We start from the raw sequence: 17726 nt of genomic DNA, 5'->3' as shown, positions 1-17726 counted from the left end.
TCCGCCGGAGCAGGCGAAAGACCGGGCGACCGCCGCCGGTGTGTCAGTGACCTAGTGGATTCAGCGGACTCAGCGGTGCGAGAGGCCGCAGTCGATGGCGGTGATCAGTTCACCGTCGGCGGTGTCGCCGTCCAGGGACCAGACCATGGCGCCGCCGAGGCCCCGGTTGCGGATGTAGGAGGTCTTCGCCTTGAGGACCTGGGGGTCGTCGTAGGTCCAGAAGTTGGTGCCGTCGTAGAGCCAGGCGAAGCCGTTACGGGTATCACGGTAAACGGAGTACGTGCCCGACGCGGCGAGGGCCTTGAGGGCGTGATAGTCCTCGTTCCCGGCCTGCCAGGTGGCGGGCGCAGGGCCGGTGGACGGCTGGTAGAGGCCATGGGTGCCGCCGTCGGGGACGCCGGTCCAGCCCTGGCCGTAGAAGGGCACACCGAGGACCAGCTGCCGGGCGGGCGCGCCGCGCTTCAGCCAGTCGCCGACGGCCTGGTCGTCGCTGAACTCATGCGCAACGGGGGAGTTCCTGGGCGTGGTGAGCGCCGACTGCTGGTTGGTGGTGGCCTCGTAGGGCCCGTGGAAGTCATAGCCCTGGACGGTGCCGAAGTCCAGGTAGTCGAAGATCTTGCGGGCCTCGAAGCCGGTGTCGATCTTGGCCGGGGCGGCCGGGAGGAACGCGGACAGGTCGTAATGCTGATGGGTCCGGCGGCCGTACGCGTCGAGCTGACGACGGAACTCGGCGGTCAGGGCCGTGAAGTTCCGCTTGTCCTCGGGTCGGTGGACGGTTCCGGTGTTCCCGGCCGAGCCCGGCCACTCCCAGTCGATGTCGATGCCGTCGAACAGGCCGGCGGCCGATCCGGGGCCGCCCTTGCCGTCCAGGAGCGGCAGGTTGCCCTTGATGAAGATGTCGATGCAGGAGGCGACGAAGGCGCTCCGTGCGGCGGGTGTGCGCGCCGCGTCGGAGAAGTGCGTGGACCAGCCCCAGCCGCCGATCGAGATCATCGTCTTGAGGTGCGGGTTGGCGGCCTTGAGCTCGCGCAGCTGGTTGAAGTTGCCCGACAGGGCCTGCTCCGCGGTGTCGGCGGTGCCGTCCACGGAGCTCGCGGCGTCGAGCGGACGCTGGTAGTCGGCCCAGGCGTCGCCCTGGCCCGGCGCGTTCGCCTCGAGGCACTTGCCGTCGGTGCCGATGTTGGCGAAGGCGTAGTTGAGGTGGGTCAGTTTGGCGGCAGTGCCGCTGGTCTGCAGGTTCTTGACCTGGTAGTTGCGTCCGTAGACGCCCCACTGGGTGAAGTAGCCGACCCGCTTGTACTCCGGGCTGTGGTGCCGGTCGGGCTGGTTCGCGCTCGCGGAGGCGGTGAACGCGGGGAGGCCCACCACCAGGGACAGGGAGCAGGCGGTGACGGCCAGCCTGCCGAGAAATTTTCGACGCATGGGGCTCTTTCCTGTGCGTGAGCCGGGAATGTAGCCGTGCTGTGCGGGCAGTTCCGTGAGTTCCGTGCAGAGAGGAAAGTATTGGCCTAGACCAATACGGTCAAGGGGGTGCGGCAGGGTTCTGCGGAGTCCGTAAGATCCCCTGGTGGACATACCGCCGCCCCAGCCGTCGCCAGGCGACCAGCCTCAGCCGCCGCAGGACTCCCAGCCCCAGCCGTCGGAGACCGACCAGCCCCAGCCGCCGGAGACCGACCAGCCCCAGCCGTCGGAGACCGACCAGCCCCAGCCGCCGGAGACCGACCGGCCGCGGCTGGTGAAGGACGACCAGCCGCAGACCGCCGCACAACTCCCGCACGGCCAGGCGCCGCAGGGCCAGCCGCCGCACGGCGAACCCCCGCACGGCCATCCGCCGTACGGGCAGCCGCCTTACGGTCAGCCCCCCTACGGTCAGCCCCCTCACAGACAGGCCCCGTACCCCCCGCCGCCGTACCAGCAGTTCTGGTACCCGCCGCCGCCCCCGCCGTCGATGAACGGCATGGCCATCACGTCCTTCGTGCTGGCGGTGAGCTGCATCCCCGTGTTCGGGGTGGTCTTCGGGATCATCGCGCTCTCCCAGATCCGCAAGCGCGGGCAGCAGGGCAAGGCGCTGGCCATCGCCGGCATCGCCGTCTCCGGCGTCATGACGCTGTTCGTCGCGCTGATGATCACCCTTGGCGTGACGGGCCATCTCGACGACGGCACCCGCGCGACGGACCTGCGCAAGGGCGACTGCTTCAACCTCCGCGGCGACTCGCTCAGCGACTCCCGCGGGGAGTCCAAGGGCGTGGACGTGGTGCCGTGCGGCACGGAGCACGACGCCGAGGCGTTCGGCGTGTTCCGGCTTCCGCCGGACCGGCAGTACCCCGGCGACAGCGTGGTGGAGGGCGTCGCGGAAGGCCGGTGCAACACGCTCGCCGCGGCCTATCTCGCCGGCTCCGACCGGTCGCCCGACTCGCTCAGCATCATCTACTTCGTGCCCCAGGAGCGGGGTTGGTCCGGCGGCGACCGCAAGGTGACCTGCTTCTTCGGCGACGGCGGCCGGAAGATGACCGGTTCGGTCAGGACGGCGCCGGGCAGCCCGGGAACCAACGCGTAATGCTCTGGGTATGGCTTGCGGTCGGCCACCCAGGGTTGTCAAGCTGTCGCAGATAGTCAACCTGAGGGAGGGGCACCGTGCCTTTCGGTGAGCAGCCCGCGTACCTTCGTGTGGCCGAAGACCTGCGCCAGAAGATCCTCGACGGGACGCTCGCGCCGCACACCCGGCTGCCCTCCCAAGCGCGTATCCGTACCGAGTACGGAGTGTCCGACACCGTCGCGCTGGAGGCACGCAAGGTGCTCATGGCCGAAGGGTTCGTCGAAGGGCGCTCCGGCTCGGGGACGTACGTCCGGGAGCGCGCGGAACCGCGGCGCATCATCCGCTCGGGCTACCGCCCGGCGAGCCCGCCCAGCCCCTTCCGCCAGGAGCAGGGCGACGAGGGCGTCAAGGGGACCTGGGAGTCCAGCAGCAGCCAGGACGTGGCACCGCAGCCGGTCGCCGAGCGGCTGCGGATCGAGACCGGCGACCGTGTGATGCGCACGCGCTACCTCTACCGGACCGACGGCGAGCCGATGATGCTCGCCACCTCATGGGAGCCGCTGGCGGTCACGGGCCGCACTCCGGTGATGCTTCCGGAGGAGGGGCCGCTCGCCGGGCAGGGTGTCGTCCAGCGGATGGCGGGCATCGACTTCGTGGTGGACAACCTGGTCGAGGAGGTCGGCGCGCGGCCCGGACTCGCGGACGAGACGGCGGCGCTCGGCGGAGTGCCCGGTCACATCGTGATGGAGGTCAGGCGGACGTACTACGCGTCCGGCCGCCCGGTCGAGACCGCGGACATCATCGTGCCGGCCGAGCGCTACCGCGTTGCGTACCACCTGCCGGTGAAGTGACGGACAGCCGGACATCGGGCTCCGTGCCTGGGCGACCGAGGGCCGCTGCTGCCTGGCCCGGCCGAATCCGGTAAATGGCCCGGGGATTGAAGTAGCGGATGTGACGGCCACCCGCACCTGCTCGGTGTGCGCGACCGCGTACGGGCTGCCGGACGTCGCGGACCGCCCCGTACCGTCCGGGCCGGTCTGCTCGCTGTGCTGCGGTCTCGACGCGGGGTGCGGAGATGTCCGCAAGGACGCGGGGGGCGGCGGTGGGACGGTCCTGGTGCCGCTGCCGGCCATCCGAACAGGCTGATCAAGTCGCACAGTTGGCCGAATAGGTACCTCTTCGGGTCAACCCGCACCCGAGCTGTGAGGCTCGGGCGTAGGGTCGGGCATATGCGGATTGCCGTTTCCTCGGACATGGATGAACCGGTGGCGCGGCTGGTCGTCGACGAGCTGCGCCACCGCGGCCACACCGTGCTCGCCTATGGGGCGCTGCGCCCCGGCGACCGGAAGGACTGGGCCTGGAGTGCCGAGGCCGCCGCCCGTGAAGTGGCGGCCGGCCGCACCGAGCAGGCCGTGGTCTGCTGCTGGACGGGCACCGGCGCGGCCATGGCCGCCAACAAGGTGGCCGGGGTGCGCGCGGCGCTGTGCGGTGACGCCTACACGGCGCGTGGCGCCCGGAAATGGAACGACGCCAACACGCTGGCGCTCAGCCTGCGGCTGACCAGCGGCGCGCTGCTCACGGAGATCCTCGACGCCTGGTTCGACGCCGTCCCCAGCGGCGACGCCGATGACCGGGCCAACGTCGAGCACGTGGCGCGTATCGAGGGCCACGCCGAGTCCCGAGCCGGAGCCGGAGCCGGGGCCGGGGCCGGGGCCGAGGGGGTTGTTCGATGACCGAGCTTCCGTGGGTCGTCGTACGACAGGACGACAACGGCAACCGCTACCGCGTCGGCCGCTACGCCACCCGCGAGGAGGCCGAACGCGTCGCGGGCACGCTGGACACGCGTGGCCACAAGCAGCTCTACCTCGTCGAGCGGATCGACCGGCAGGCGTCGTAGGGTTCCGCGCATGACATTGCGCGTGGTCGTGGGCGGAGCCGTACTGGACCAGGGACGGCTGCTCGCCGCCCGGCGTAGCGCGCCGCCGGCGCTGGCCGGCCGCTGGGAACTGCCGGGCGGCAAGGTCGAGCCGGGCGAGACCCACGAGCAGGCGCTGATCCGCGAGCTGCGCGAGGAGCTCGGCGTCGAGGTCGAGCCGATCGCCCGGATCCCGGGGGAGTGGCCGCTGCGCTCGGGGCTGGTCCTGCACGCGTGGACGGCACGGCTGGTTTCGGGCACGCCGGTTCCGCTGGAGGACCACGACGAGCTTCGGTGGCTGGCGCCGGACCGGATCCACGACGTCGACTGGCTCGACCAGGACAGGCCGGCTGTCGCCTGGACCGCCGCCCACCTCCTCGCCTCCGGCTGAGGCCCCTTCCCCCCGCCCGCCCTTTGCCCTCAAACGCCGGGCGGGCTGTTGGGGGTGATGTCGGCTCCAAGCGCCGGCCGGGCTGATGGGGTGGCCTCAAGCGCCGGCCGGGCTGAACGGATGGCCTCAAGCGCCGGCCGGGCTGATCCGGGATGGCTGGGTGGCGTCAGGCGCATGCCGAGCTGGCTCTTGGTCTCAAGCGCCGGCCGGGCAATTCGGTGGCCGCAGGTCTCAGCGGACCGGCCGGCCGCTCGCCGGGCGTGTTCTTACCGCCTGCCCGGCGTTTGAGGGCACAACGAGCCCGGCCGGCGTCCGAGGCCAAGATCGGCCCGGGCCGGCGTCCGAGGCCAGAACATGGGGCCGCCCAGCGCCCCGGGCCCCGGCCGGCCCGGCCCCGGAGGGGCCATCCCCACGTCCGCGCCGGAGGCGGGCGGTACGGAGGGGGAGATATCGGGTATGTGGGGGTTGATCCCTCTTCATAGCCGGGCGATCCGGCCCGATTCGGTCAGGGACGATGTGGACGGCGTGAGCAGCAGCGATGAGGCGGCCGGGGCGCGGCGGCGTGGCGGGCTGCAGCCGGGGCCGGCGGCCAAGGCGGGGGGCGGGGCGACGGGCACGCTGCTGGACACGCTGCGCGTGGCCGTCGTCATGCTGGACACCTCGGGCCGGGTGCTGCTCTGGAGCCCGCTGGCAGAGGAAATGCTGGGGTGGGCGGGCGAGCACATCGTGGGCCGGCGGGTGAGCGGTCTCTTCGACCAGGGCGATGTGTCGGGCGGTGCCGGCGCACGCCGGATGGCGGCGGTGCCCGCGCCCGGCCGGGCCGAGCGGATCCTGGCGGATCTGCTGCGTACGGGCCGCTGGGACGGGATCCTGTCGCTGCGGCACCGCGATGGGCACAGTGTGCAGGTCGAGGCTCGCGCGTCGCTGCTGGTGGACGGGGACGGCCGGCCCTTCGTACTGGCGTCGGTCGCCGAGACGAGCCGGCTGCGGACGCTGGAGCACGACCTCGCCGCGCTGGACGCGCTCTACGACTCCTCGCCGCTGGGCGTCGCGGTGTTCGACACCGAGCTGCGCTACGTACGGGTCAACGAGGCCCTCGCCCGGATGAACGGGCTGACGGCCGCCGAGCACATCGGCCGTACCGTCAGCGAGATCGTCGAGCCGGACATGGCCGAGGAGCTGACCACGCTGCAGCTCGCGGTGCTGGCCACCGGCCGCCCCGTCATCGACCTGATGATGCTCGCCCCGCGCGGCCTCGGCCACCGTTCGCTGTCGTACCACCGGCTCGAGGACCGAGCGGGCCAGGTGCTGGGGATCAGCGCGACCGTGATGGATGTGACCGAGCGGCAGGAAGCGGCGGAGAAGGTCGAGCGGGCCCGCAGCAGGCTGGCGCTGCTCAACGACGTCGGCGCGCGGATCGGCGGGCTGCTGGACGTGCACCGGGGCGCGGAGGAGCTGGCGAGGGCGCTGGTGCCGCGGTTCAGCGACTACTCGGGGGTGATCCTGCACGCTGCGGTCGCCGACGGCGGGGAGCTGCCGACGGTGCAGTACAGCGAGAGCACGCCGATGCGGCAATTGGGCGTGGGCGCGATCCGGCAGGGTCCCGAGGTGGACCGGATGATCAAGCTGGGATCGGTCATCTCCTTCACCCGCAAGTCGATCTTCGGGACGGTACTGGCCACCGGGCGGCCGCAGCTGGTGGAGAACGACGAGCAGCTGCTCGCCACCACCTTCCCCGGCGATCCCAAGGTGCGCGCCACCATGGAGCTGGGCATCCACTCGCTGCTGGTGCTGCCGCTGCGGGCGCGCGGCGTCGTGCTCGGGCTGCTGGTGGTCAGCCGGGCGGACGGCCGGGAGCCGTTCGACCGGGACGATCTGGCGCTGGCGATGGAGCTGGCCGACCGGGCGGGCTCCGGGCTGGACAACGCGCGGCTGTACGTCCGCGAGCGCGAGGGCGCCCTGATGCTGCAGCGCAGCCTGCTGCCGCAGACGGTGCCCCAGCCGCCCGGCGTCGAGGTCGCCTTCCGGTACGTGCCGGGCAGCGTCGGCACGGAGGTGGGCGGTGACTGGTTCGACGTGATCCAGCTGGCCGGCGGCCGGGTCGCGTTCGTCGTGGGCGATGTGATGGGGCACGGTCTCGGCGCCGCCGCGACCATGGGCCGGCTGCGTACCGCGGTACGTACTCTCGCCGGGCTCGACATGCCGCCGCACGAACTGCTGCGGCGCGTCAACGACCTCGGCGACGACCTCGCCCAGGGTCAGGACGAGACCTGGATGGCCACCGTCGTGTACGCGGTCTACGATCCGTCGACACGGCGCTGCACTCTGGCGAAGGCCGGGCACCTGCCCCCCGTACTGGTCTATCCGGGGGTGGAGAGCGGCTTCGCCGGCTGTGGTGCGACGCTTTTGGAACTTCCGTCGGGCGCGCCGCTCGGCGTCGGCGGCGTGGAGTTCGAGTCCGTCGAGCTGGATGTGCCGGACGGAACGGTGCTGGTGCTCTACACCGACGGGCTGGTCGAGGCCCGCGGTGAGGACATCACCGACGGCCTGGACCGGCTGAGCGCCGTGCTCTGCCGGCCTTTCTCCTCATTGGAGGACGCCTGTGACGATCTGCTGTCCGCGATGGTGCCGGGCCGTGAGCCGGACGACGTGGCCCTGCTGATGGCCAGGCTCGGCGGTCTGCCGGAGGGCAGCACCGCCTCTTGGACCTTCCCGGCCGAGCCCAGTGCCGTACGGCGGGCCCGCCGCCATGTCCGCGAGACGCTCGCCGACTGGCATCTCGAACCGCTGACCGATGTGACGGTGCTGCTCGTCAGCGAACTGGTCACCAACTCGCTGCGGTACGCGCACGGGCCGATCGGCGTCCGTATGGTGCGCGGTTCCTCGCTGCTGGTCGAGGTCTCCGACCCGCTCCCCGACCCCCCGCTGGAGCGGGTCGCCACCGAGGAGGACGAGGGCGGCCGCGGCCTGCAGCTGGTGGCCCGCGCCTCCCGCCGCTGGGGCACCAGGCACGGGACGCTCGGCAAGACGGTGTGGTTCGAGCTCGCGATGCCCCCGGGGATGTCCGGTACATGACCGGCCCGTTCCGTCCCGCACCCCGGACAGGGCGGTTCAGGTCCGCACCACCGGGTAGCGAGTAGAGGCGAACGGGAACCAGTGGGAGCCGAGATGATGCTGTGATCGTCAAGACCGTGTGCGGGACGGTCATGATGCTGAATACTCGGCTCCAACCGGTCCATGTGTGCTGAGCTGGAGGGGTCGGGCGAGTGAACGACATGCCAGCGGGGGCCGATTTGTCTGATGAGCGGGACAACAGCACGACCCCCCGGACCACGGTCTGGCAGTCCAGTCCGCCCGGATCGATCTACGACTACATCCGCGTCGCCTCGTTCTCGCTCGGCGCCGACGGGCGGATCGACCAGTGGAGCGACCGCGCCGCCGAATTCTTCGGTGTGCCGGCCGGGCAGGCGCTCGGCAAGGACCCGATCACCGCGTTCGCCCCGCCCGACACCTGGGACCGCGGCCATGAGCGGGTCGCGGAGATCCTGGATGGCCGCGAGTGGATAGGGCTCGCCCCCTACCGTGACGCCTCCGGTACCGAGGGCATCGCCGAGATCTATGTGATGCCCGCCGACCGCGGGGCGCTGTGCATCGCCGTCGACGTCTCGTCGCTGCGGCAGATCGAGACCGACCTGGCTGCCTCGCAGGCCGTCTTCGGGCAGTCCCCGATGGGCTTCGTCCTCTTCGACACCCATCTGCGGCTGCTCCGCGTCAATGAACGTTTCGCGACCGTCTTCGGCCGGTCCGCGGAAGAGCACCGGGGCCGCGGCCCCCACGACTTCCTGTCCCGCGTGGAGGCCGACCGGCTCACCGCCGCGCTGCGCCAGGTGCTGGGGAGCGGCGATCCGGTACTCGACATGCCGCTGGTCGGCACCGTGCCCGGCGAGAACGGGCGCAGGCGCTGGGCGATCTCCCTGTACCGGCTGCACAGCGGCAGCGGACGTCCCATAGGGGTCGCGGGACTGGCCATGGACGTCACCGGCCGGCAGCGGGCGGAGCGGGAGGCCGCGCACGCCCGCCGCAATCTCGCCCTGCTCAACGAGGCCGGGGTCCGGATCGGCAACTCCCTGGACCTGGAGACCACCGCCCGCGAGCTGCTCGACGTCGCCGTACCGCACTTCTGCGATCTGGCGTCCGTCGACCTGTACCAGGCGCTGCTCGTCGGCGAGGAGGATGTCAGGGGCACCGCGGACGGCAGTGGCGAGGTGCGCCGGGTGGCGTTCGCCAGCGCCGTCTCGAACGCGCCCTCCGCGATCCTGGGCGGTGACGGCGACGAGGGCTCCGTGCCCGTCGGATCCGTCCACCGCCACCCGTTCAGCTCGCCCTGCGCGAGCGCGCTGCGCACCGCCCAGACGCAGATGCTGGGCGTGGACCCCGAGCCGGACCTGGGCGGCGCGCTCGTCCAGTCCACGCTGATCGTCCCCATGGTCGCCCGCGACAACGTCCTGGGCCTGGTGCAGTTCTCCCGCGCCAAGGGAAGCGAACCGTTCTCGGAACGGGACCGGATGCTCGCCGAGGAGCTCGCCGCGCGCGCCGCGGTCTGTATCGACAACGCGCGGCTGTACCGGCGCGAGCACGAGCGCGCGCTGATACTGCAGCGCAGTCTGCTGCCGCCGGGCAATCCCGAGGCGGCCGGGCTGGACATCGCCTGCCGCTATCTGCCGGGCAATATGGAGACCGAGGTCGGCGGCGACTGGTTCGACGTCATCGAGCTGCCGGGACACCGCACCGCGCTCGTCGTCGGCGACGTCATGGGCCGCGGGCTGCGGGCCGCCGTCGCCATGGGTGAACTCCGCACCGCCGTCAGGACGCTCGCTCTGCTCGACCTCGAACCGGCCGAAGTGCTCACCGCGCTCGACGAGGTCGCCCGCGGCCTCGGCGCCCCGCCCGAGACCCGCAGCAGGCGCGGCAAGGACCGCGGTGGCACGGACCTCACCGAGGTCTACCTCGCCACCTGTGTGTACGCCGTCTACGACGCGGTCACCCGGCGCTGCACGATCGCCAACGCCGGGCACCTCCCGCCGGTGGTCGTCGAGCCGGGCGAGCCCGCGCTGATGCTGGAGGTACCCACCGGGATGCCGCTGGGCGTGGGCGGTGAGCCCTTCGAGGAGATCGACGTGGAACTCCCCGACGGCGCTCTGCTGGCCCTCTACACCGACGGCCTCGTCGAATCCCGCAACCACCCGCTGGACGAGGGCCTCGAAGCCTTCCGTGCGGCGTTCGACGATCCGCAGCGGCCGCTGGAGGACGTCTGCGACCACATCCTCGCCACCCTCGACACCGCCCATGGCGAGGACGACATCGCCCTCCTCATGGCCCGCGTGCACGGCCTGCCGGCCGACTCCGTCGGCGACTGGACGCTGGAGCCCCACCCCGCCTCGGTCGCCCGCGCTCGCGAGTACGCCCGCGAGCGGCTGCTCTCCTGGGGACTGGAGGGGCTCGTCGACACCACGGAACTGCTCGTCAGCGAGCTGGTCACCAATGCCCTGCGGCACGGGGCCGGCGATATCCGGCTCCGGCTGCTCCGTGACCGCACCCTCGTCTGTGAGGTCTGGGACGGCGCCCTGGTCCAGCCCCGGCGGCGGCGCGCCCGCGACACCGACGAAGGCGGGCGCGGCCTCCAGCTCGTCACCCTCCTCAGCGAGAGCTGGGGCAGCCGCCGTACCCACCGCGGGAAGACCGTCTGGTTCGAGCTCGCTCTGCCGGGCGGCGGCGCGCCGGGGGCGGAGCCGAGCGTGGACGACCTGCTGAGCATGTACTGAGGCGGGTTTGCCGCCCTGGCAGGCGCTATCCGCCGGCCTTGAGGGCGGCGAGCCTGGCATCGACCTCCGCGGTGTCGGAGAGGCTGTCGAGGCTTTCGAACTGGGCGTCCAGCGAGGAAGCGGCCAGCTCCTCCTTGCCCTTGGCCTTGGCCTCCTCGCGCCGGACCTTGTCCTCGAAACGGCCCAGCTCACTGGTCGGGTCCAGGACGTTGATGTTCTTGGCCGCGTCCATCATCTGGTTCTGCGCCTGTGCGGACTTCGCGCGCGCCACCAGCGAATCCCGCTTGCTCTGCAGCTCGGTCAGCTTGGCCCGCATCTGGTCGAGCCCGGACTTGAGCTTGTCGACCACCTCGGTCTGGCTTGCGATGACGGGCTGCGCAGTCGTCGCCTCCTTCTCCGACTGGACCTGGCGGCCGAGCGCCACCTTGGCGAGATTGTCGAAGCGGTCGGCGTCCGCGGTATCGCCGGCGGCCCGCAGCTCGTCGGCCTTCCTGCTGGCGGCGAGTGCCTTGCCGCCCCACTCCCCGGCGGCGGCCACGTCCTCGTCGTGGTCCTGCTCCATCAGACGGAGATTGCCGATGGTGGCGGCCACCGCCTCCTCGGCCTCCGCGATGTTGTCGCTGTAGTCACGGATGAGCTGGTCGATCATCTTTTGCGGGTCCTCGGCCTGGTCGAGGAGAGCGTTGATATTGGCCTTCGCGAGCTGGGTCACACGGCCGAGGATCGTCTGCTTGGTCATGGCTGGTGTTCCTTTCCGGCGCTGTGGATGCGAGTGGACGAAAGAGCGCGGATCGCGGGTCGTCGGTGCGAGTCGGAGCGGGCCCGAGCAGAGGTCCGAGCAGGTCCGAGCAGGGCGGTGCGGGTCAGAACCGGCCGCCGCCGCCTATGCGGCCGCGGGTGCCGCCCCCGCCGAAGCTCCCGGGTCCGCCGCCTCCGCCGAAGCCCCCGCCCCCGCCGAAGCCGCCCATGCCGCCGCCGTTCAGGATTCCGCCGAGGATGATCCCGCCCAGGACGGCGCCGCTCATGCCTCCGCCGCCGCGCCCGCCACCCCCGAAGCCGCCGCCGCCGCCCACGTCCTGCTGGGCGAACTGCTGTGCCTGACGTGCCAGTTGGTCGGCCTGCTGGGCTTCGCCGAGCGCGCCCGCCGCATCGGTGGCGGCCAGCGACTCGGCCTGCTCCAGCCGCCGTTCGGCCTCGGCGAGCCGGGTACGGGCCTGGCTGCCGATCGCGCCGCGGTGGGTGGTGATGACATCCCGGGCCGCCGCCACCTCGCTGCGGGCCGCCAGCAGCGCCTGGCCGAGCAGCCCACGGGCCCGCTGTTCGTTCACGGCTCCCTCGCGGGCGCCGGCCAGTGCCCCGTCGAGGGCGGCGTCCGCCTCCTCGATCCTGCGCAGCGCCGAGATCGGGTCGTAGCGGCCGGCCGTCCGCTCCTGCCGTACGTCGGTGAGGACGGATTCCGCGCGGGCGATGCGGCCCCGCAGATCGGCTGTCGGCGCCTCGGCGGTGGTGCCGGCGAGCAGCCCCCGGGCGTCGGCCAGATCGGTGTCGGTCTCGGTGAGCGCGTCCTTGAGCTTGGCGTCGGCCTGCTCCAGCTCCTCCGCGCGGCGCACGACGGACTCGGCGAGCGTCCCGGCCTGGTCGAGGGCGCCCTCCGCGGCCCGTATGAACACCGCAGCCCGGGAATTGTCGCCCGCGTCGATCGCCTGCCGGGCCTGGGCGAGCGAGGTCCCGGCGAACTCCAGCCGGTCCCGTGCCTCCGCCGGATGCCCGGTGACCGGTTCGACGGCGGAGTCCGCGTAGCGCTGCACGAGCGTGCCGATCGCGGTCTCGGCGGCCGTCACATGCGTGCCGAGCGCCGCCGCGGTCGCCTCGGCGTGCGCGAGGGCCTGCGGTGCGTTGGACTCCAGGGCCCGCAGCCGGTCGAACGCATCCGACTCGGCGTCCAGGCGGCGGTTCGCCTGGGTGCAGCGGCTCAGGATCTCGTCGAGCATCTGCCGCCGGGTCTCATCGTCCTCGGGAAAGGCGTCATCGAGTTTCTGCCGCAGCCGGAACGCCGCGGTGAGCTCACCGCGGGCGTAACCGACGGCCTCGGTGAACGGCTTGGCGGCCTCGTCGCCGAACTGGGCCGCCGCGAAACCGAGTTCCTCCTGGCTGGTACGCACGGCGTCGTCCGTCTCCACCAGCAGCTGCTTGGCCTGCGCGTCGAGTTCGGGCAGCGGCGTGATCCGGGGCTCCGCGGCGCCCGCGCCGTCACCCCAGCCGCCGCCCTTCGGCGGTGCGCCCGTGCCGCTCCGCTTGCGCCGCGAGTACGCATACGCGCCGAGCACGCCCGCGCCGCCGACCGCCGCGACCGGGATCCACAGGGCTGCCGAGCCGGTCGAGTCCGAGCCGCCGCCGGGATCCTCGGGACCCGGCGTGATCGCGGGCGCCACGACGGGCTGCCCGCCCAGTACGGCCCCGTACCCGTTCGCGGCGCCGATGACGGCGCCCGCCCAGTCGTTCTGCTTCAGCGCGGGCTCGATCGCGGAACGGTTCACCTCGTCGATCTGGCTCTGGGTGAACCCGGAACTCTGGTCGGCGGAGACGGCGTACTGCCGGTCGTGGGTGGCGACGGCCAGCAGTACGTCGTTCTGCCCGAGGCCGTTGCGCTGCGCGGTGGCGTTGGCCCACTCCTGCGCGTTGCGGCCGGAGAAGCCGTTCACGTAGGCGACGAAGAGCTGGATCCGGTGGCCGGTGTAGAGCTTCTCCAGCGCCTTCGCGACCTGCTGCTCACGGTCGCCCAGCGCGCTCACCCTGTCGGTGATCTGGCCGGTCCTGGACAGCGTGATCGGGTCGTCGGCGTGTGCCGTGCCGATGGCGCCGGGCAGCAGAAGGAGTACGCCGAGCAGCACAACGGTTCTGCCGACCCGCCGTATCAGCCGCATCCGGTCGCGCCCTTCGCCGCGCCACGCGCCGACGGCATGGCCCTGTTCGGGAGCGTATGCGCCGTTTGTGCCCCTCGCGACCGCACCGCCTCCGGCGGGGCACCCGCCGACGGCGCAGGCCGCCGCAGGCTTACGGCCGGCGGAGGATCTTGTTGCCCAGCCAGACGAGGGGGTCGTACTTGCGGTCGACGGCCCGTTCCTTCAGCGGGATGAGCGCATTGTCGGTGATCTTGATGTGTTCCGGGCACACCTCGGTGCAGCACTTGGTGATGTTGCAGTACCCGAGCCCGTGGTCGTCCTGGGCGGAGGCCTTGCGGTCGAGGCCCTGCTCGGCGGCGGCGTCGAGCGGGTGCATGTCGAGTTCGGCGATCCGCATGAGGAAGCGCGGCCCGGCGAAGGCGGTCTTGTTCTCCTCATGGTCACGGACCACATGGCAGGTGTCCTGGCACAGGAAGCACTCGATGCACTTCCGGAACTCCTGGGAGCGTTCCACGTCCTTCTGCTGCATCCGGTACTCGCCGGGCTTGAGACCGGCCGGCGGCACGAACGCCGGCACCTCCCGCGCCTTGTTGTAATTGAAGGACACATCGGTGACCAGGTCCCGCACGACGGGGAAGGCCCGCATCGGGGTGACGGTGATCGTCTCCTCGGGCGTGAAGACCGACATCCGCGTCATGCACATCAGCCGCGGTCTGCCGTTGACCTCGGCGCTGCACGATCCGCACTTCCCCGCCTTGCAGTTCCAGCGGACGGCGAGATCGGAGGCCTGGGTGGCCTGCAGCCGGTGGATGATGTCGAGGACGACCTCGCCCTCGTTCACTTCCACCTCGTAGTCCTGCAGGTCCCCGCCCTCGGCGTCGCCCCGCCACACCTTGAAGTGTGCTGTGTACGTCACGGGGCCAGCTCCTCGTCCGTCAGATACTTCAGCAGTTCTTCCTTCTCGAACAGGGCGAGGAGGTCGTCCCGCATCGGGTCCATGTCGCGGTGGGTGAGCTTGACCTGGCCGCGTTGCGGATCGGTGTCCGCGAGGCCGCCGCTGGGGTCGGAGAGCTCGCAGACGAGGTTGACCTTGCGCCAGGCACGGTCCATGCCGGGATGGTCCTCGCGGGTGTGGCCGCCGCGGCTCTCGGTGCGTTCCAGCGCGGCGCGCGCCACGCACTCGCTGACGAGCAGCATGTTGCGCAGGTCGATCGCCAGATGCCAGCCGGGGTTGAACTGCCGGTGCCCCTCGACGCCGGCCCGCCGTGAGCGCAGCCGCAGATCGGTGAGGCGGCTGAGCGCCTCCTCCATCTCGGGGGCCCGCCGGATGATGCCGACCAGGTCGTTCATGGCCTGCTGCAGTTCCTGGTGGAGGGTGTACGGGTTCTCCGCCGGGTGCCCCTGCGGCAGATCGGGGTCGGCGGCCTCCGCGCTGAACGGCCGCAGCGCCTCCGCCGCGGCGCTGTCGATCTGGTCCTCGGGGACGGCGGGCCGCCCCGAGCCGAGCCCGGCCACGTACTCGGAGGCGTGCAGTCCGGCCCGGCGGCCGAAGACCAGCAGGTCGGAGAGGGAATTGCCGCCCAGCCGGTTGGAGCCGTGCATCCCGCCGGCGACCTCGCCCGCCGCGTAAAGGCCGGGCACGCCGCGGGCGGCGGCGCTGTCGGGTTCCACGTCGACGCCGCCCATCATGTAGTGGCAGGTCGGGCCGACCTCCATGGGTTCCGCGGTGATGTCGACGTCGGCGAGTTCCTTGAACTGGTGGTGCATCGACGGCAACCGGCGTTTGATCTCCTCGGCGGGCAGCCGGGTCGACACATCGAGGAAGACGCCGCCGTGCGGGGTGCCGCGGCCGGCCTTGACCTCGGAGTTGATGGCGCGGGCCACCTCGTCGCGGGGGAGCAGCTCCGGCGGCCGGCGGTGCTTCTCCGGGTCGGCGTACCAGCCGTCGGCCTCCTGCTCGGACTGCGCGTACTTCTCCTTGAACACGTCGGGGATGTAGTCGAACATGAACCGTTTGCCGTCGCTGTTGCGCAGCACCCCGCCGTCGCCGCGCACCGACTCGGTGACGAGGATTCCCTTGACGGACGGCGGCCAGACCATCCCGGTGGGATGGAACTGGATGAACTCCATGTTGATGAGCGGCGCGCCCGCGAGCAGCGCCAGCGCATGCCCGTCGCCGGTGTACTCCCAGGAGTTGGAGGTCACCTTGAAGGACTTGCCGATGCCGCCGGTCGCGAGCACCACGGCCGGGGTCTCGATGACGAAGAGCCGGCCCGACTCGCGGATGTAGCCGAACACCCCGCTGACGGCAGGGCCGTCCTTGAGCACCCGGGTGACGGTGCACTCCTGGAAGACCTTCAGCCGCGCCTCGTAGTCGCCGAACTCGGCGAAGTCCTCCTGCTGGAGGGAGACGATCTTCTGCTGGAGGGTGCGGATCAGCTCGAGCCCGGTGCGGTCGCCGACATGAGCGAGGCGTGGGTACTCGTGCCCGCCGAAGTTGCGCTGTGAGATCCGGCCGTCCTTGGTGCGGTCGAAGAGCGCGCCCCAGGTCTCCAGCTCCCACACCCGGTCCGGGGCCTCACGGGCGTGCAGCTCGGCCATCCGCCACTGGTTGAGGAACTTCCCGCCGCGCATGGTGTCGCGGAAGTGCACTTCCCAGCTGTCGTTGGAGTTGGCGTTGCCCATGCTGGCGGCGATACCGCCCTCGGCCATCACTGTGTGCGCCTTGCCGAACAGCGATTTGCAGATGACCGCGGTGCGCATGCCCTGCTCGCGGGCCTCGATGGCGGCGCGGAGACCCGCACCGCCCGCGCCGACGACGACCACGTCGTAAGTGTGCCTTTCGACTTGCGTCATGCTTTCTGGCATCCCCTTCGTTTAGAAGAACCGCGGGTCGTCGAAGGCGCCGCTGGCGACGAGATATACGTAGAAGTCCGCGAGAGCCACGCTGATCAGCGAGACCCAGGCGAGCAGCATGTGACGTTCATTCAGTTTGCCGACCCAGCCCCACAGCCGGTACCGCACGGGGTGCTCGGAGAAGTGCTTGAGCCTGCCGCCGATGATGTGCCGGCAGGAGTGGCAGGAGAAGGTGTACGCCCAGATCAGGGTGATGTTCACGAGCAGCACGAGCGTTCCGAGGCCCGCGTGGCCCCAGTTGCCGTCCGCGTCGCGGAAGCTCAGCACCACGTCGTAGGTCAGGATCCCGGCGACCGGGATCGCGAAGTAGAAGAAGTACCGGTGGATGTTCTGCAGGATCAGCGGGAAACGCGTCTCACCGGTGTACTTCGCGTGCGGTTCCGCGACGGCGCAGGCGGGGGGCGAGGCCCAGAACCCGCGGTAGTACGCCTTGCGGTAGTAGTAGCAGGTGAGCCGGAAGCCGAGCGGGAAGATCAGCACGATCAGGGCCGGGGAGATGCCCCACCAGCTCCCGAACAGGTGCCAGTCGGCACCGCCGTTCATGTCCTCGCAGTTCGACGCCAGACACGGGGAGTAGAACGGCGAGACGTACGGCGCCGAGTAGTAGTGGCTGTTCGCGAACGCGCGCCATGTCGAGTAGACGATGAACGCCCCCAGCCCGAGCGCGGTGACCAGGGGTGGAACCCACCACCGGTCGGTCCGCAGATGTCGGGTGGGGATGGCCGCGCGCCCTGGGGTGTGGACGCCCCGGCGCGCGGGATCGCTGTCGGCGGACTCGGTACGGGAGGTGCTTCCGGTGGCCAATGCGTACTCCGGAGGGGAGCGGAAGGGGGAGGGAGGCGGTCAGGACCTGTCCGGCTCTACGGCGCGTGTCCGGCTCTACGGCGCGTGGCCGTGGGCCGATCCCAGCCCCTCGTCCTCGCAGTCGGACCACAGCCCGGGGTCGTAGGGCGTGTCGGGCACGATCACCATTTCCACCGGACCGGGCGGGCCGGCGCCCCGCGCGGTCTCGCGCAGCAGGGTCAGGCTCTCGCGGAGATGGTCCGCGTCCGCCCGCACCCGCCGCATGTCGAGGCTGTTCCCGACGTGCTGCTCCAGCAGGCCCACGCTGCGGACCAGGTCGTCCAGCCGACGCTGAACCGATGTCAGATCGTCTTGCAGGGACATGGATTCGCCCTCACCTCTGCCGCAGTCCGGTTGGTGACGCTCATGCGGAAGCGAGTGTCGCGCGTCACATGCGCGA

15 protein-coding genes are annotated in these 17726 nt (G+C 71.3%); 8 read left to right on the top strand and 7 right to left on the bottom strand.

Annotated features, from left to right (window positions below; all coding sequences use genetic code 11):
- Positions 1-69: 69 nt before the first annotated feature.
- Entirely contained in the window at positions 70-1422 is a 1353-nt protein-coding gene (locus QMK24_RS14425; protein ID WP_283466196.1) for a glycoside hydrolase family 18 protein, read from the bottom strand.
- Between the two features lie 145 nt (positions 1423-1567).
- On the opposite strand from QMK24_RS14425, the gene QMK24_RS14420 reads away from it, so the two are divergent.
- The 8 genes from QMK24_RS14420 to QMK24_RS14385 all read left to right on the top strand — a co-directional run bounded on the left by QMK24_RS14420 (position 1568) and on the right by QMK24_RS14385 (position 10664).
- Complete coding sequence (locus QMK24_RS14420) at positions 1568-2557, top strand: DUF4190 domain-containing protein (protein WP_283466195.1); 990 nt, start codon at positions 1568-1570, stop codon at positions 2555-2557.
- Positions 2558-2634: 77 nt separating this feature from the next.
- Positions 2635-3387 carry a GntR family transcriptional regulator gene (locus QMK24_RS14415; protein WP_283466194.1) on the top strand — a complete coding sequence of 251 codons (753 nt, stop codon included), beginning with the start codon at positions 2635-2637 and terminating at the stop codon, positions 3385-3387.
- Positions 3388-3487: 100 nt separating this feature from the next.
- Positions 3488-3682 carry a hypothetical protein gene (locus QMK24_RS14410; RefSeq protein ID WP_349307891.1) on the top strand — a complete coding sequence of 65 codons (195 nt, stop codon included), beginning with the start codon at positions 3488-3490 and terminating at the stop codon, positions 3680-3682.
- Positions 3683-3765: 83 nt separating this feature from the next.
- Positions 3766-4269, top strand: coding sequence for an RpiB/LacA/LacB family sugar-phosphate isomerase (locus tag QMK24_RS14405; RefSeq protein WP_283466193.1), 504 nt, complete (start codon positions 3766-3768; stop codon positions 4267-4269).
- Positions 4266-4433, top strand: coding sequence for an SPOR domain-containing protein (locus tag QMK24_RS14400; RefSeq protein ID WP_283466192.1), 168 nt, complete (start codon positions 4266-4268; stop codon positions 4431-4433). Before QMK24_RS14405 ends, QMK24_RS14400 begins: the two co-directional genes overlap by 4 nt.
- 10 nt (positions 4434-4443) lie before the next feature.
- Positions 4444-4842 (top strand): (deoxy)nucleoside triphosphate pyrophosphohydrolase, encoded by a 399-nt coding sequence (locus tag QMK24_RS14395; protein WP_283466191.1) that lies wholly within the window; start codon positions 4444-4446, stop codon positions 4840-4842.
- A gap of 525 nt (positions 4843-5367) precedes the next feature.
- Positions 5368-7917 (top strand): SpoIIE family protein phosphatase, encoded by a 2550-nt coding sequence (locus QMK24_RS14390; protein WP_283466189.1) that lies wholly within the window; start codon positions 5368-5370, stop codon positions 7915-7917.
- Positions 7918-8117: 200 nt separating this feature from the next.
- Positions 8118-10664: a SpoIIE family protein phosphatase gene (locus QMK24_RS14385; RefSeq protein ID WP_283466292.1), complete on the top strand. Its 2547-nt coding sequence runs from the start codon at positions 8118-8120 to the stop codon at positions 10662-10664.
- 25 nt (positions 10665-10689) lie between these two features.
- Here the strand turns inward: QMK24_RS14385 and QMK24_RS14380 are convergent, their stop codons facing one another.
- The 6 genes from QMK24_RS14380 to QMK24_RS14355 all read right to left on the bottom strand — a co-directional run bounded on the left by QMK24_RS14380 (position 10690) and on the right by QMK24_RS14355 (position 17650).
- Entirely contained in the window at positions 10690-11403 is a 714-nt protein-coding gene (locus tag QMK24_RS14380) for a PspA/IM30 family protein (RefSeq protein ID WP_283466187.1), read from the bottom strand.
- Positions 11404-11527: 124 nt separating this feature from the next.
- Positions 11528-13588 (bottom strand): TPM domain-containing protein, encoded by a 2061-nt coding sequence (locus QMK24_RS14375; protein WP_283466185.1) that lies wholly within the window; start codon positions 13586-13588, stop codon positions 11528-11530.
- A gap of 130 nt (positions 13589-13718) precedes the next feature.
- Positions 13719-14483 carry a succinate dehydrogenase/fumarate reductase iron-sulfur subunit gene (locus tag QMK24_RS14370; protein WP_283466184.1) on the bottom strand — a complete coding sequence of 255 codons (765 nt, stop codon included), beginning with the start codon at positions 14481-14483 and terminating at the stop codon, positions 13719-13721.
- Positions 14480-16423 (bottom strand): fumarate reductase/succinate dehydrogenase flavoprotein subunit, encoded by a 1944-nt coding sequence (locus tag QMK24_RS14365; RefSeq protein WP_283466183.1) that lies wholly within the window; start codon positions 16421-16423, stop codon positions 14480-14482. Before QMK24_RS14365 ends, QMK24_RS14370 begins: the two co-directional genes overlap by 4 nt.
- A 21-nt stretch (positions 16424-16444) precedes the next feature.
- Positions 16445-17287 carry a succinate dehydrogenase subunit SdhC gene (sdhC, locus tag QMK24_RS14360; RefSeq protein WP_283466181.1) on the bottom strand — a complete coding sequence of 281 codons (843 nt, stop codon included), beginning with the start codon at positions 17285-17287 and terminating at the stop codon, positions 16445-16447.
- A 75-nt stretch (positions 17288-17362) separates the two neighbouring features.
- Positions 17363-17650, bottom strand: a complete 288-nt coding sequence (locus QMK24_RS14355) for an Rv0250c family protein (protein WP_283466179.1) — start codon at positions 17648-17650, stop codon at positions 17363-17365.
- Between the last annotated feature and the right edge of the window lie 76 nt (positions 17651-17726).

It is taken from the genome of Streptomyces sp. PH10-H1 (assembly GCF_030063355.1).
Lineage (GTDB): Bacteria > Actinomycetota > Actinomycetes > Streptomycetales > Streptomycetaceae > Actinacidiphila.
Note: the sequence above shows the minus strand (reverse complement) of the source record. Positions and strands in the feature narration are given on the sequence as shown.

Excerpts from the sequence above, each read along its gene's own strand:
- QMK24_RS14425 (WP_283466196.1), bottom strand. The coding sequence starts at position 1,422 with ATGCGTCGAAAATTTCTCGGCAGGCTGGCCGTCACCGCCTGCTCCCTG.
- QMK24_RS14405 (WP_283466193.1), top strand. The coding sequence starts at position 3,766 with ATGCGGATTGCCGTTTCCTCGGACATGGATGAACCGGTGGCGCGGCTG.
- QMK24_RS14400 (WP_283466192.1), top strand. The coding sequence starts at position 4,266 with ATGACCGAGCTTCCGTGGGTCGTCGTACGACAGGACGACAACGGCAAC.
- QMK24_RS14395 (WP_283466191.1), top strand. The coding sequence starts at position 4,444 with ATGACATTGCGCGTGGTCGTGGGCGGAGCCGTACTGGACCAGGGACGG.
- QMK24_RS14385 (WP_283466292.1), top strand. The coding sequence starts at position 8,118 with ATGCCAGCGGGGGCCGATTTGTCTGATGAGCGGGACAACAGCACGACC.
- QMK24_RS14380 (WP_283466187.1), bottom strand. The coding sequence starts at position 11,403 with ATGACCAAGCAGACGATCCTCGGCCGTGTGACCCAGCTCGCGAAGGCC.
- QMK24_RS14375 (WP_283466185.1), bottom strand. The coding sequence starts at position 13,588 with ATGCGGCTGATACGGCGGGTCGGCAGAACCGTTGTGCTGCTCGGCGTA.
- QMK24_RS14365 (WP_283466183.1), bottom strand. The coding sequence starts at position 16,423 with ATGACGCAAGTCGAAAGGCACACTTACGACGTGGTCGTCGTCGGCGCG.
- QMK24_RS14355 (WP_283466179.1), bottom strand. The coding sequence starts at position 17,650 with ATGTCCCTGCAAGACGATCTGACATCGGTTCAGCGTCGGCTGGACGAC.